Below are 13791 nucleotides of genomic sequence, written 5' to 3' on the forward strand. Positions count from 1 at the left end.
TCCAGCGTCGGGCGCGGGGGAGGGCGGCAAAAATTTCGGCCGTTGCGGGCAGTTTTCGCTTGCGTCCCTGTCTCCCGTGCCCCATATGCGCGCCCCGTTGACCTGATCAATCCCGATCACCCTGGTCATCTGCTGGTGGGAATAGGAGCCCGCGATGGACGCTCTTCTCCAACTGGGGATGGTCTCGGAGTTGCTCCCGAGCGAAGCCCAGAATTCTGAAACCTCGGCGAGCGAGGCTAAGGACTATTTTGTTACCCGTGATGGCGTCAAATTCGCCGGCACGCATCTGATTATCGACCTTTGGGACGCCACTAACCTGGCAGATCCGGAGCATATCGACTCAGTGCTGCGCGAGGCTGCAATCGCCACGGGCGCCACAATCCTGCACGGGCATTTCCACCACTTCGGCCCGAACAGCGGCGTCTCCGGCGTGCTGGTGCTGGCGGAGAGTCACGTCTCGATCCACACTTGGCCAGAGCGGGATTACGCGGCGCTCGACATATTCGTCTGCGGCGTCTGCAACCCGTACAAGGCCATCCCTGTGCTGAAGCGCGGCTTCATGCCGGGCCGCGTGCAACTGGCCGAGCACAAGCGCGGCCTCGTCGGCTGACATCGAAGCGTGCATGCAGGGCGCGGGGCGGGGCCTTAAGGTCCCGCCCTCGTTGTTTCAGGGGTTTTCCATGCCGACCGATTCGTGGGTGAACGAGACGCTTTACAGCGCCTGGGGGCAGCGTTTTCGCGTGAAGCGCGAACTTGCGCGGGTGCAGAGCGACTTCCAGGACATCATGGTCTTCGAGAGTGAGACCCATGGTCGGGTCATGCTGCTCGACGGCGTGGTGCAGATCACCGAGGCGGATGAGTTCGTCTACCAGGAGATGCTGACCCATGTGCCGTTGCTGGCGCATGGCGCGGCGAGGCGGGTGCTGATTATTGGCGCCGGCGACGGCGGCGTGCTGCGGCGGGTGCTGCAGCACCGGACCGTTGAGCGGGCGGTTATGGTCGAGATCGATGGCGAGGTAATTCGGCTCGCCAAGGAACACCTGCCGGGCATCGCTGGCGAGGCATGGAATGACCCTCGGGCCGAGGTCATCGTCGGCGACGGGATCGATTACGTGCGCCAGGCGCCGGCCGCCAGCTTCGACGTCGTCATCGTCGACAGCACGGACCCGATCGGCGTCGGCGAGGTGCTGTTCACCGACGAATTCTACGCGAATTGCGCGCGGCTGCTCACCGAGCGCGGCCTCGTGGTGAACCAGTGCGGCGTACCCTTCATGCAGGCCGAGGAACTGCATGAAACCAGTCTGCGGCGGGCCAAGGCCTTCGCCGATGTCCACGCTTATGTTGCTGCGGTGCCAACCTATGTGGGCGGGTTCATGACCCTCGGCTGGGCCGCGAAGGATGCGGGATTGCGGGCCGCAACGGTGGGCGAGATTCGCGAGCGGGCGGCGATGGCAGGCATCCTGGGCGAGACCCGGTACTGGACGCCCGAGATCCATTGCGGCGCCTTCAACCTGCCTCCCTATATCGCGGAGCATCTACAGGGCGCTGCGGGCTGAGGCTGCCAGCCGCGGTCCTCGGGTCTCCTCAGCCGCTGGCGAAGCCTTGCACGAGGCTGCCGGCGACAAGCCTCCAGCCGTCGATCAGCACGAAGAAGATCAGTTTGAAGGGCAGCGAGACGACGCTCGGCGGTAGCATCATCATGCCGAGCGACATCAGCAGGCTGGCGACGACCATGTCGATGACGAGGAACGGCAAGAAGACGAGGAAGCCGATCTCGAAGGCTCGCTTCAGTTCGCCGACGAGAAAGGCGGGCAGGAGCGCGCGCCAGGGAAGCTGATCCGGCCGTGCATTCTCCGGCACGGGCGGGAGGCCGGCGAGGTCGAGGAAGAGCGCGAGGTCGCCCTCGCGCACCTGGTTGGCCATGAAGCTGCGGAAGGGTTCGGCAGTCGCCACCAGGCCTTCGACCTCGCCGATGCGGCCTTCCATCATTGGCGCAAGGCCGTTCTGCCAGCTTGCCTCCATCGCCGGCTGCATCACGAAGAGCGTTAGGAAAAGCGCAAGGCCGATCAGCACCGGATTCGGTGGCACGCCCTGGGCCCCGATAGCGCTGCGCAGCAACGACAGCACGATGGCGATGCGGGTGAAGGCGGTTGCCATCACCAGCAGCGATGGGGCGAGGGAGAGCAGGCCGATCAGCGCCGTCAACTGGACGAGGCGCATCGTCGCGCCGGCCTGGCCGCCGGTGCCGATATCGATACTCACGCTCTGCGCCATGGCAGGCAAGGCCATTGCGGCGAGCGGCAGGGCGAGGGCAATGCACCTCACGCCGGGTCATCCTGAACGGGCAGCCAGCCGAGCAGCGCGTCCTGGCCATTGCCGGTGAGCAGCAGCACCTCCCGTTCATCGCAGCGGAGGAGGAGGAGGCGGCGGCGGGAATCGAGGGCGAGCACTTCCTGTACGGCGAGGCGCCGATTGGGCCGTGTAGCGAGACCGCCCCAGCGCAGCCCGCGAGCCCCAAGGGCCAGCAACAGCAGGATGGCGGCAAGGGCGCCGGCAGCTTGTAACCATAGTCCGGTGTCGATCGTCATGCGGCATCCTGCCAGCAAGGGGTGTTCAGGGCGGCGGCAAGGCAGCGGCGAGGCTTTCGATCTCCTGCGCCAGGGACTCGAGCGCAGGCCGTAGCAGCTTGGCGCGGTGGCGCGGCATCTGCGCGATGGCGGCGCAAAGGGCGGCGGCTTCCGCATCGAGGCCAGCGAGGTCGATCTGGCGGCCGCTCGTGGCGAGGGCGCGCGCCATCACCACTGTGTCGTAAAGGGCTTCGATCGCGGCGAGGGTCGCTTGCGTCATGCCGCGATCCTGCACGCCAGGGTGTTAAGGAAGGCTTGAGATCGGGGTTTACGGAATCTTCGGAATTTGGCGTGCAGGATCGCGGCATGGACCTCACCCGCAGCCCGACCATCGCCCTGGCTGAACGCCGCATCGCCTGGCTCGAAGAGCGCCAGCGGGTGCTGGCGCAGAATATCGCCAATGCGGATACGCCCGGCTATCAGCCGCGCGACCTCGATGACTTCCGCAAGAGCCTCGCCGGCGCCTTCGGCCTGGCGCGTACGAGCGATCTGCATGTCGTCGGCAGCGGCGGTGCGGCGCGGGCGCGCCTGGATCGGACGGCAGCCGACCGGGCGCCGAACGGCAATGCCGTCTCGCTCGACCGCGAGGCGATGAGGGTGGCCGATACTGACACGGCGCATGCGCTGGCGACCGGGCTTCACCGGCGCTGGATGGGCCTGTTCCGGACCGCGCTTGGCCGGTCGCAATGATGTAGGAGGGAGGGCTGGTCATGGATCTCGACAGCGCCTTGCGGATTTCCGCCGCCGGCATGCAGGCGCAGGCGACGCGGCTGCGGGTGGTTGCTGAAAACATTGCCAACCGGGACAGCACCGGGCCATCGCCCGGGGCGGACCCGTATCGGCGGAAGACGGTGACCTTCGCCAATCGGTTGGACCGCAGCCTTGGCGCCGAGATGGTGCAGATAAGGCGGATCGGGACGGCGCCCGGGGATTTTCCCCAGCTTCATGATCCTTCGCACCCTGCGGCCGATGCGGCGGGCTATGTAAAGCGGCCCAATGTCGACAGCTTGGTCGAGATGATGGACATGCGCGAGGCGCAACGGAGCTACAGCGCCAATCTCGCTGTTCTCGAGACCACGCGCGGAATGCTGACGCGCACCATCGAAGCCTTGCGCTGATGCTGGCGGCGATTGCGCCGGTCCAGGCCGCGGCCGCCTATCGTGCGGCGACAGCGCCGGAGGCCCCTGCCGAGGGCGGCTTCGGCGCGACCTTGCAGCGGGCCGTGGAAGGCGCGGTCGAGATGGGGCGGGGCGCCGATGCGGCCAGCACGCAGGCGCTGCTCGGCCAGGGCAGTGTGTCCGATGTGGTGATGGCGGTGTCGCGGGCGGAACTCGCCTTGCAGACGGCCGTCGCGCTGCGGGACCGGGTGATTTCCGCCTATCAGGACGTCATGCGGATGCCGATCTAGCGCAGGAGGCGCGGAGATGGAGAACCAGTCTGTGTTGGCGGTGCGGGAGGCGTTGTGGATGGCGCTGCAACTGGCCGGTCCGCCCCTGCTGGCAATGCTGGCAGTCGGGCTGGTCGTGTCCATCTTTCAGGCGCTGACGCAGGTGCAGGAGGCGACGCTGGCCTTCTTGCCGAAGCTGGTGGTGCTCGGGCTGGTATTGCTGCTGCTCGGGCCGGCCATGGCCGGAGCGATGCGAGGATATGCGGCGTCGCTTTTCGACCGGATGATCGCAGTTGGCGGGCAGCCCTGATGGTGGAGGCGCTCCCCGCGCTGGCGTTCCACGCGGTGCTGCTGGTGGCGCGGCTTGGCGCGGCAATGCTGCTGCTGCCCGGGCTCGGCGAGCAGGATGTGCCGGCCAGTATCCGGCTTGCGCTGCTGCTGGCCGTGGTTGCGGTGCTGCTTCCCGTATTGGCGCCCGGGCTGCCGCCGCTGCCGTCGGAGTTGCCGGAGCTTCTGCGCCTGATTCTGACGGAAACGGCGATCGGGTTGTGGCTCGGCATGCTGGCGCGGCTGGTTACGCTGGCGCTGGGCCAGGCGGGGCAGTTGGTGGGGTTGATGGTTGGCCTCGCCAGCCCCTTGCAAACGGACCCGGTGCTCGGCGCGCAATCCTTGGCGACGGGGCGGCTGTTTACTTTGCTCGCGGCGGTGCTGGTCTTGTCTACGGGGTTGTATGCGCTGCCATTGCGAGCGCTGGCGGAGAGTTACACGGCCTTGCCACCTGGGGCGCCCTTGCCGCTCGGGCGCGGGGCTGAGTCGGTGGCGCAGGCAGTGGCGGAGAGCCTGGCCCTGGCCTTGCGCCTGGCCGGGCCGCTGGTGTTGGCGGCGATGCTCGGGAATTTCGCGCTTGGCTTGCTCGCAAGGCTGGCGCCCCAGGTGCAGGTCTTCACGATGGCGGCGCCGGGGCAAATCCTGGGTGGACTGTTGTTACTCGGTCTGTTGCTGCCAGCGCTGGTTGCGGCGTGGCTGGGAGCGGCCGCCGCCTCGCTCGCCTTGGCGGGCTAGGCGATGGCGGAGGGGGATTCGCCATCTGCGGAGGACCGGACAGAAGCCCCGACGCAGCGGCGGCTAGACCGGGCGCGGGATGAAGGGCAATCGGCGCTGTCACGGGAGGCGGTCGGTTTCGCTACCTTACTGGCCGGGACGCTGGCCGGCTTCCTGGCCTTGCCGCCGCTTGGTGTGGAATGGCTGCGGCTGATGCGGGCCTTGCTGGAAATGCCGGGGGATGGTGCGGTGCTGGCGCCGGCCTTGCTGCGGCAATCGGTGCTTACCCTCCTGCCGGTGCTGGGGTTGGTGGCGCTGGCGGGGATGCTGGCGAGCTTGGCGCAAACCGGAATCGTGATGCGAGCCGAGGCCTTGGCGCCGCAGCTGAGCCGGCTCAACCCGGCGGCGGCGCTGAAGCGCCTGCTCGGGCCGGATGGGCTGGCGGAGTTGGCGCGGACCCTTATGAAGCTGGCACTGGTCGGGGCGGCTCTCTGGCATGCGGTCGACCTGCCGATGCTGCAGGCGGTGCTGCACTTTTCTGCCGCGATGCTCCTCGACGAGGTCGGGCGGGGGAGCTTGCGGCTGCTGGTGGCGGCGGTCTTCGCCTTCGGGGCGATTGCCCTGCTCGACCTGCTCTGGGTTCGTTGGCGGCATCTGCGGCGCATGCGGATGAGCCGCGAGGAGTTGCGGCAGGAATACCGCGAGAGCGAAGGCGACCCGCATATCAAGGCCCGGCTGCGGCGGTTGCGGGAGCAGCGGGCGCGCCGGCGGATGCTGGCGGCGGTGCCGAAAGCAACGGTTGTGGTAACGAACCCAACTCATTACGCTATCGCTCTATCTTACGCGCCGGGCCAAGCCTCGGCGCCGAAGCTGGTGGCGAAAGGGGTGGATGCCATGGCGGCACGGATTCGGGCTGCGGCGACCGAGCATGGCGTGCCGATCGTCGAGAATCCGCCGCTTGCCCGGGCGCTCTGGCGGCAGGAAGTGGATAGCGAGATTCCGGCCGAACATTGGCAGGCTGTAGCCGAGATCATTGCCTATGTCTGGCGGCTGCAGGGGCAACGTCATGGCTGAGTCCCAGACGGCCTTGCGGGCCGCATTCCGGACCCTTTTCGCAGCGGCGCCGGAAGGGCTGGCGCTGCTCGATGCCGGGGGGAAGATCATCGAGGCGAACCCGGCACTCCGCCGGATGGCCGGGCAGGGAGTGGGGCGAGGAGGGCTGGCGACCGGCTTGCTGGCGGCGGCAGACCGGCCGGCCCTGGCGGCGCTGCTGGCAGGGGCCGGGCCGGCGAGCCTGCGGGCCTCACCAACCGGGGGTGGCGAGACCGAATGGACCATCACGGCCGAGCCCCTGCCGGATGGGCGGAGGCTGCTCCGGGTCGTCGACCTCAGCGCCGAGCGGCGGATCGAGGCACGGCTGGCGGCGGCCGGGCGGCTGGAGCTGCTCGGGCGGCTCACCGGCGGGGTCGTGCATGACATGAACAACCTGCTGGCAGCCATTCGCGGCAGTGCGGATGCCATGCGGGCCGAGGACCTTGCGCCGCCGGTCCTGGCAGAACTGCAGGGGATCGAGGATGCGGCACAGCGCGGTTCGGCGCTGATCGGCCAGCTACTGGCCTTCATCCGGCCCGGGCAGGTGGCGCCTGGCCAATTGGAGCTCGATGCGTCGATCAAGGCGCTCGCGCCGATGCTGCGACGTCTGCTGGGGGTGGGAGTGCGGCTGAACCTCGCCCTGAATGCCCCTGGGGCGAAGGTGAGGCTGGCGGCAGTGCAACTCGATCAGCTGGTGCTGAACCTCACGGCGAATGCGGGAGAGGCAATGCCGGAGGGGGGCAGCCTCGACATCGCCACGCGGCTGGAGGCGGGCGAGGTGGCGTTGGCGGTGCGGGATACCGGGCGTGGCATTGCGCCTGAGGCGATGCCGCGACTGTTCGAGCCCTTTTTCACCACCCGGGCGGCGTCGGGCGGCACTGGGCTTGGCCTGGCGACGGTCCAGGGTATCGTCACTGGTGCCGACGGGCGGATCGCGGTGGAGAGCAAGCCGGGCAAAGGGGCCTGTTTCCTGATCCACTTGCCCTGTTGCGAGGCGGCCGAGCCGGGGCCGGCGGCCGTGGTGCAGGGGCCGGTGCTGCTGGTGGAGGATGAGGCGGTGCTGCGGCGGTTCGCCGAGCGGGTGCTGGGCCAGGCAGGGCATGCCCTGTTGCTCGCCGAGAATGCCGAGGCGGCGCTCGACCTGCTTGAGCGGGCGCCGGCGCCGGGCATGCTGGTGAGCGACATCGCCTTGCCGGGAATGGACGGGCTGGCGCTGGCGCGGCGGCTGCGTGCGCGATGGCCGGACCTGCCGGTGGTTCTGACCTCCGGCTATGCCGGGCTGCGGGCTGATTTGGCGGCGGAAGGCTTCCAACTGCTGGCGAAGCCATACACGCCTGCAGAGTTGACATCGGCCCTGGCGGCAGCCCGGCGAGAGCCGGTCGCGGCATGAAGGTGTTTTCCAAATGTTCTTGTTTTCCGGGGGCGGCAAGCCCATACTTTGGCAGTGCCATCGCGGGGCGATGGTTTTAGTTACGATCCTGTTTCATTCTCAGCTCCTTGCGTGTAGTTTGGACGGGTGAACCGGGGCCAGGACGGGATAGCCAGAATGGATAAGGGAAAGGCGCTCGACGCCGCGCTCAGCCAGATCGAAAGGGCCTTCGGCAAGGGTTCCATCATGAAGATGGGCGCTCGCCAGGCACTGGATGGCGAGATCGAGGTGATCTCGACGGGCTCACTCGGCCTCGACATTGCGCTCGGCATCGGCGGCGTGCCGAAGGGCCGCATCATCGAGATCTACGGGCCGGAAAGCTCGGGCAAGACCACGCTCGCGCTGCACATGATCGCGGAGGCCCAGAAGAAGGGCGGCACCTGCGCCTTCATCGATGCCGAGCATGCGCTCGACCCGGGCTACGCCAAGAAGCTCGGCGTCGACATCGACAACATGCTGATCAGCCAGCCGGATGCCGGCGAGCAGGCGCTCGAGATCTGCGACACGCTGGTCCGCTCCGGTGCGATCGACGTGCTGGTGGTGGACAGCGTGGCGGCCCTGGTGCCTCGGGCCGAGCTCGAGGGCGAGATGGGCGACAGCCATGTCGGCCTGCATGCCCGGCTGATGTCCCAGGCGCTGCGCAAGCTGACCGGCACCGTCTCCCGCTCGAACTGCCTGCTGATCTTCCTGAACCAGATCCGGCTCAAGATCGGCGTCATGTTCGGCAACCCGGAGACGACGACGGGCGGCAATGCGCTGAAGTTCTATGCCTCCATCCGTATGGAGATCCGCCGCATCGGTGCCATCAAGGACCGGGAGAGCGTGGTCGGCAACCAGACCCGGGTGAAGGTGGTGAAGAACAAGATGGCGCCGCCGTTCCGGCAGGTCGAGTTCGACATCATGTACGGCGAGGGCATCTCCAAGGTCGGCGAGCTGGTCGATCTCGGCGTGAAGGCCGGCGTCGTCGAGAAGTCGGGCGCCTGGTTCAGCGCCGAGGGCCAGCGCATCGGCCAGGGGCGGGAGAACGCCAAGCAGTTCCTCCGCGACAACCCGGCCATGGGCGCCTCCATCGAGGCCAAAGTGCGGGGCCAGGCCGGCATCGTCGCCAATGCCATGCTGACGGGCGAGAGCGAGTCGGCCGAGAGCGAGGATGAGGCGGCGCCGGCCGAGTAAGCCGGCGCCTCTCGACGCCTCCTGCCCTGCGCGGTAGGAGGCTCGGGGCCCCGCGGCCGGGATGCGGCGGGGCGGCAGACAGGACCGGCACCGGCGATGACCAGCAGCAACGATATCCGCGCGACCTTCCTCGGCTATTTCGGCCGCAACGGGCATCAGGTGGTCGAAAGCTCGCCGCTGGTGCCGCGGAACGACCCGACGCTGATGTTCGCCAACAGCGGCATGGTGCAGTTCAAGAACGTTTTCACCGGGCAGGAGAAGCGGCCCTACAGCCGGGCGACCACGGCGCAGAAATGCGTTCGCGCTGGCGGCAAGCACAACGATCTCGACAATGTCGGCTACACCGCCCGGCATCATACCTTCTTCGAGATGCTGGGGAATTTTTCCTTCGGCGACTACTTCAAGGAACAGGCGATCGCCCATGCCTGGGAGCTGCTGACCCGGGATTTCGGCCTGGCGAAGGAGAAGCTGCTCGTCACCGTCTACTCGGAGGACGAGGAGGCGCCGGTCTATTGGAAGAAGGTCGCCGGCCTGCCGGACAGCCGGATCATCCGCATCCCGACCAGCGATAATTTCTGGCGCATGGGCGATACCGGGCCCTGCGGGCCTTGCTCCGAGATCTTCTACGACCATGGCGAGCACATCCCCGGCGGCCCCCCCGGCTCGCCGGACGAGGATGGCGACCGGTTCATCGAGATCTGGAATCTGGTCTTCATGCAGTTCGAGGAGGGGCCGCCCGGCACCCGCGTGCCGCTGCCGCGGCCCTCGATCGACACCGGCATGGGGCTGGAGCGCTTCGCCGCCATCCTGCAGGGCAAGCACGACAATTACGACACGGACACGCTGCGGGCGCTGATCCTCGCCTCGGCCGAGGCGACGGGGACGGACCCGGACGGCAAGTGGAAGACCAGCCACCGCGTGGTTGCCGACCATCTGCGGGCCGGCACCTTCCTGATGGCGGATGGCGTCATGCCCTCCAACGAGGGTCGGGGCTATGTGCTGCGGCGCATCCTGCGACGCGCCATGCGGCACGCGCATATGATGGGCTCGCGGGAGCCGCTGCTGAACCAGCTGGTGCCGGCGTTGATCCGGCAGATGGGCGCGGCCTATCCCGAGATCGTCCGCGCCGAGGCGCTGGTCACCGAGACCTTCAAGCTGGAGGAGACGCGCTTCCGCAGCCTTCTGGAGCGCGGGCTCGGCCTGCTGGCGGAGGAGAGCGGCAAGCTCGGCGAGGGCGGCGTGCTGCCGGGCGAAGTGGCGTTCAAGCTCTACGACACCTACGGCTTTCCGCTCGACCTGACGCAGGATGCGCTGCGCTCCGAGGGGCGCAGCGTCGACGTCCCCGGCTTCGAGGCGGCGATGACGGAGCAGCGGCGGCGTGCGCGCGCGGCCTGGTCCGGCAGCGGCGAGGCGGCGACGGATGCCGTCTGGTTCGACATCAAGGAGCGGGTCGGGGCCAGCGAGTTCCTCGGCTACAGCACCGAGACGGCGGAGGGCGAGATCCTCGCCGTCATCGCGGACGGCAAGGCCGTGGACGGCGCCGGGCCGGGGACCGAAGTGGCCGTGGTGCTGAACCAGACGCCCTTCTATGCCGAGAGCGGCGGCCAGGTCGGCGATGCCGGGCTGATCTCGGCGGGCGAGGCCTGCCGGATCGTGGTGCGCGACACGCAGAAGAAGCTCGGCGACCTCTTCGTCCATATCGGCACCGTGGCGCATGGCGAGGCGCGGCCGGGGCTCGCCGTGCTGGCCGAGGTCGACCATGCGCGGCGGGGCGCCATCCGCGCCCATCACAGCGCGACCCACCTGCTGCACGAGGCGCTGCGGCGGCGGCTCGGTACCCACGTGGCGCAGAAGGGCTCGCTCAACGCGCCGGACCGGCTGCGCTTCGACGTCTCCCAGCCGACGCCGATGACGGCGGAGGACGTCGCCTGGGCGGAGGCGGAGGTGAATGCCCGCATCCGCGAGAATGCCGAGGTGACCACCCGGCTGATGACGCCGGAGCAGGCGGTGGGCGTCGGCGCCATGGCGCTGTTCGGCGAGAAGTACGGCGATGAGGTGCGGGTTGTCGGCATGGGGCACGACCCGGCGGCGACCGAGAAGCAGGGCGTCTACTCGCTCGAGCTCTGCGGTGGCACGCATGTGCGGCGGACGGGCGACATCGGTCTGTTCAAGATCGTCTCCGAGGGCGCGGTCTCGGCCGGCGTGCGGCGGGTGGAGGCCGTCACCGGCGAGGCGGCGCTGGCGCTGGTCGAGGACCAGTCGCGGCAGCTGACCGAGGCGGCGCTGGCGCTGCGCGTGGCCCCGGCCGAGGTGCCGGCGCGGGTCGCGGCCCTGGTCGAGGAGCGGCGGCGGCTGGAGCGCGAGGTCAGCGAGCTGCGCAAGAAGCTGGCGACCGGCGGCGCGGCGGCGGAGGCTGAGGCGATTGGTGGGCTGCGCGTGGCGCTGCGCAATCTTGGCGACATCCCGGCGCGCGACCTGAAGGGCGTGGCGGAGGCCATCCTCAAGGGCGGTACGGCGGATGTGGCGGCCCTGGTCTCCACCGCGGAGGGCAAGGCGAGCATCGTCGTCGGACTTGGCGAGGCGGCGCGGGACAAGGCGGATGCCGTGGCCCTGGTGCGGGCAGCGAGCGCGGCGGCCGGTGGCAAGGGCGGCGGTGGACGGCCGGAGATGGCGCAGGCGGGCGGGCCGGATGCGGCCCTGGCCGATGCGGCTTTGGAGGCTGTCAGGGCGGCGCTGAAGGGTTGAGGAGGGCGCTGCCCTCCTTCAAGCTCCTCCCGCCAAGGGCCGGAAGGCCCTTGGAACCCTGTAGTTTAGCTACGAAGGGCCTCGCGGACCACTGAGCGGAATTCGCGGCGGTAGAGTTCGCGCATGACCAGCAGGCTGGCCAGGATCAGCGCCACCGGGTGGAGAATCCAGGCCAGCGCCGCCAAGCCGAAGTAATAGGCCCGCAGCCCGCTGTTGAAATGCCCGGCGGCGCGGTTGGCGACCTTGGCAGCCATCTCGGCATGGTGCGCTTGGTCGGGGTCCTGCGGCTCCTGCGAGATCCCGCCCATCACGATCGAGCAGTAATTGAACTGCCGCAGCGCCCAGGTCAGTTCGAAGAAGGCGCGTACGAAAATCAGCAGCAACAGCGCGATCTTCATCTCCCAGGCGGCCGGGTCCGGCACGGTGGCGAAGGGCAGGGCGCCGAAGACCCGGGCGCCAAGCTCTGGGCTGCCCAGCATCGCCACGAGGCCGCCCAGGATGAAGATGGCGGTATTGGCGAGGAAGCTGGTGCTGTTCATCAGGTTGCCGACGATGTTCGTGTCCATGATGCGGTTGTCCCGCGTCACCATGGTGCGCATCCAGCGCCGGCGGTGCTCGTCCATCGCCGCGATGACGCTACGCCGGCGCAGCGCCGGGTGGCGGTCTACCAGCGTGGAATAGACGGCCCAGCAGGCAAGGAAGACGGCCAGCGCCAGCCAGTCGAGCAGGGTTAGGGAATGCATGGGCCGGGTATAACGCAAAAAAAGGGCGGGCCGTCGCCGACCCGCCCCGTAGCGCCCCGTAGCCCGAAGGGCGCCTGGGCTCAGGCCATCGCCTTCTTCAGGTTCTCGTCGAGCTTCGAGAGGAAGGCCTGGGTGCTCAGGTAAGGCTGGTCCTTGCCGATCAGCACGGCAAGGTCCTTGGTCATGGACCCGCTCTCGACCGTCTGGATGCAGACCTTCTCCAGCGTCTCGGCGAAGGCGGTGACGTCCGGCGTGTTGTCGAACTTGCCGCGGTAAGCCAAGCCACGAGTCCAGGCGAAGATCGAGGCGATCGGGTTGGTGCTCGTCTCGCGGCCCTTCTGGTGCTCGCGGTAGTGGCGGGTGACGGTACCGTGGGCGGCCTCGGATTCGACGGTGTTGCCGTCGGGGGAGAGCAGCACGGAGGTCATCAGGCCGAGCGAGCCGAAGCCCTGCGCCACGATGTCGGACTGCACGTCGCCGTCGTAGTTCTTGCAGGCCCAGATGTAGCCGCCTTCCCACTTGAGGGCGGAGGCGACCATGTCGTCGATCAGCCGGTCCTCGTAGGTCAGGCCGCGCTTCTCGAACTCCGCCTTGAACTCAGCGTCGTAGATGCCGCGGAAGATGTCCTTGAAGTTGCCGTCATAGGCCTTGAGGATCGTGTTCTTGTGGCTGAAGTAGACCGAGTAGTTGCGCGCCAGGCCGTAGTTGAAGCTGGCGCGGGCGAAGCCCTCGATCGACTTGTTCAGGTTGTGGATCATCATGGCGACGCCGCCGGTGGCCGGCATGACGAACTCGCCGATCTCCTGCGGCTGGCCGCCCTCGGGCGTGAAGGTCATCGTCACCTTGCCGGCGCTCGGCACCTTCATCTCGACCGAGCGGTAGATGTCGCCATACGCATGGCGGCCGACGACGATCGGCTTCGACCAGTGCGGCACCAGGCGCGGCACGTTGGAGCAGATGATCGGCTCGCGGAAGATGGTGCCGTCGAGGATGTTGCGGATGGTGCCGTTCGGGCTGCGCCACATCTTCTTGAGGCCGAACTCCGCGACGCGCGCCTCGTCCGGGGTGATGGTCGCGCACTTCACGCCGACGCCGTACTGCTTGATGGCGTTGGCGGCATCGACCGTCACCTGGTCATCGGTCTGGTCGCGGTACTCGATGCCGAGGTCGTAGTACTTCAGATCCACGTCCAGGTAGGGGAGGATCAGCTTCTCCTTGATGAACCCCCAAATGATGCGGGTCATCTCGTCCCCGTCGAGCTCGACGACGGGGGTCTTTACCTGGATCTTTGCCATGCCTGTCCTCGATGGTCTTCCCCAGGGGGCGCTGGGCGCCGCGGGGTGTTGGGGCGGGCGGAACATCGCATCCGGCCCGGCCTCGGGCAAGCCCATCGGCCCCCAGCGTGTTCATTTCGACTGCGGCACACTTGCTGGTAGTGGCGGTTTCGTGTTTAGTCGCGTCCGACGTGTCGAAGGGGCGCGAAGACGTCGCGGGACCGCAGAATGCTCCCGCATCTGTCGGTCCCGTGCGAACTCCGGCTTGCTTCGGCTGTTT

At 68.1% G+C, this 13791-nt stretch carries 16 protein-coding genes; 11 read left to right on the forward strand and 5 right to left on the reverse strand.

Translation table 11 applies throughout. The features are described from left to right. Positions 1-154: 154 nt before the first annotated feature. Both speD and speE read left to right on the forward strand, forming a co-directional pair. Positions 155-610 (forward strand): adenosylmethionine decarboxylase, encoded by a 456-nt coding sequence (gene speD, locus JMJ56_RS01585; RefSeq protein WP_202829851.1) that lies wholly within the window; start codon positions 155-157, stop codon positions 608-610. 70 nt (positions 611-680) lie between these two features. Further along, positions 681-1556 carry a polyamine aminopropyltransferase gene (speE, locus tag JMJ56_RS01590; protein ID WP_202829852.1) on the forward strand — a complete coding sequence of 292 codons (876 nt, stop codon included), beginning with the start codon at positions 681-683 and terminating at the stop codon, positions 1554-1556. 28 nt (positions 1557-1584) lie between these two features. Here the strand turns inward: speE and fliP are convergent, their stop codons facing one another. From fliP to JMJ56_RS01605, 3 genes are read right to left on the reverse strand one after another with little or no spacing between them, the layout of a single operon-like run. Then, on the reverse strand, positions 1585-2289 hold the full coding sequence (fliP, locus tag JMJ56_RS01595) for a flagellar type III secretion system pore protein FliP (RefSeq protein ID WP_202830834.1): 705 nt from the start codon (positions 2287-2289) through the stop codon (positions 1585-1587). 32 nt (positions 2290-2321) lie between these two features. Continuing rightward, complete coding sequence (locus JMJ56_RS01600) at positions 2322-2588, reverse strand: hypothetical protein (protein ID WP_202829853.1); 267 nt, start codon at positions 2586-2588, stop codon at positions 2322-2324. 25 nt (positions 2589-2613) lie between these two features. After that, a complete protein-coding gene (locus JMJ56_RS01605; RefSeq protein ID WP_202829854.1) occupies positions 2614-2847 on the reverse strand; it encodes a hypothetical protein in 234 nt (77 codons plus the stop codon). Positions 2848-2933: 86 nt separating this feature from the next. Between JMJ56_RS01605 and JMJ56_RS01610 the strand changes: the two genes are divergently transcribed. From JMJ56_RS01610 to alaS, 9 genes are all read left to right on the forward strand, one after another. Continuing rightward, on the forward strand, positions 2934-3317 hold the full coding sequence (locus JMJ56_RS01610; protein ID WP_202829855.1) for a flagellar basal body rod protein FlgB: 384 nt from the start codon (positions 2934-2936) through the stop codon (positions 3315-3317). A gap of 20 nt (positions 3318-3337) precedes the next feature. Then, on the forward strand, positions 3338-3745 hold the full coding sequence (gene flgC, locus JMJ56_RS01615) for a flagellar basal body rod protein FlgC (protein ID WP_202829856.1): 408 nt from the start codon (positions 3338-3340) through the stop codon (positions 3743-3745). Next, complete coding sequence (locus JMJ56_RS01620) at positions 3745-4035, forward strand: flagellar hook-basal body complex protein FliE (RefSeq protein ID WP_202829857.1); 291 nt, start codon at positions 3745-3747, stop codon at positions 4033-4035. Before flgC ends, JMJ56_RS01620 begins: the two co-directional genes overlap by 1 nt. Before the next feature lie 16 nt (positions 4036-4051). Further along, positions 4052-4324, forward strand: coding sequence for a flagellar biosynthesis protein FliQ (gene fliQ / locus JMJ56_RS01625; protein ID WP_202829858.1), 273 nt, complete (start codon positions 4052-4054; stop codon positions 4322-4324). Then, a complete protein-coding gene (locus JMJ56_RS01630; RefSeq protein WP_202829859.1) occupies positions 4324-5076 on the forward strand; it encodes a flagellar biosynthetic protein FliR in 753 nt (250 codons plus the stop codon). The genes fliQ and JMJ56_RS01630 overlap by 1 nt, the downstream gene beginning before the upstream one ends. Positions 5077-5079: 3 nt before the next feature. Then, a complete protein-coding gene (locus tag JMJ56_RS01635; protein WP_202829860.1) occupies positions 5080-6129 on the forward strand; it encodes an EscU/YscU/HrcU family type III secretion system export apparatus switch protein in 1050 nt (349 codons plus the stop codon). After that, entirely contained in the window at positions 6122-7537 is a 1416-nt protein-coding gene (locus JMJ56_RS01640; protein WP_202829861.1) for a hybrid sensor histidine kinase/response regulator, read from the forward strand. The genes JMJ56_RS01635 and JMJ56_RS01640 overlap by 8 nt, the downstream gene beginning before the upstream one ends. Before the next feature lie 156 nt (positions 7538-7693). After that, positions 7694-8749, forward strand: a complete 1056-nt coding sequence (recA, locus tag JMJ56_RS01645) for a recombinase RecA (RefSeq protein ID WP_202829862.1) — start codon at positions 7694-7696, stop codon at positions 8747-8749. A gap of 96 nt (positions 8750-8845) precedes the next feature. Beyond that, positions 8846-11494 carry an alanine--tRNA ligase gene (gene alaS / locus JMJ56_RS01650; protein ID WP_202829863.1) on the forward strand — a complete coding sequence of 883 codons (2649 nt, stop codon included), beginning with the start codon at positions 8846-8848 and terminating at the stop codon, positions 11492-11494. A gap of 65 nt (positions 11495-11559) precedes the next feature. Here alaS and JMJ56_RS01655 read toward each other — a convergent pair whose 3' ends face one another. Beyond that, positions 11560-12237 (reverse strand): DUF599 domain-containing protein, encoded by a 678-nt coding sequence (locus JMJ56_RS01655; protein WP_202829864.1) that lies wholly within the window; start codon positions 12235-12237, stop codon positions 11560-11562. Positions 12238-12317: 80 nt separating this feature from the next. Next, positions 12318-13532 carry an NADP-dependent isocitrate dehydrogenase gene (locus JMJ56_RS01660; RefSeq protein WP_202829865.1) on the reverse strand — a complete coding sequence of 405 codons (1215 nt, stop codon included), beginning with the start codon at positions 13530-13532 and terminating at the stop codon, positions 12318-12320. Positions 13533-13791: the final 259 nt, after the last annotated feature.

The sequence above is a fragment of the Belnapia arida genome, from assembly GCF_016773205.1.
Lineage (GTDB): Bacteria > Pseudomonadota > Alphaproteobacteria > Acetobacterales > Acetobacteraceae > Belnapia > Belnapia arida.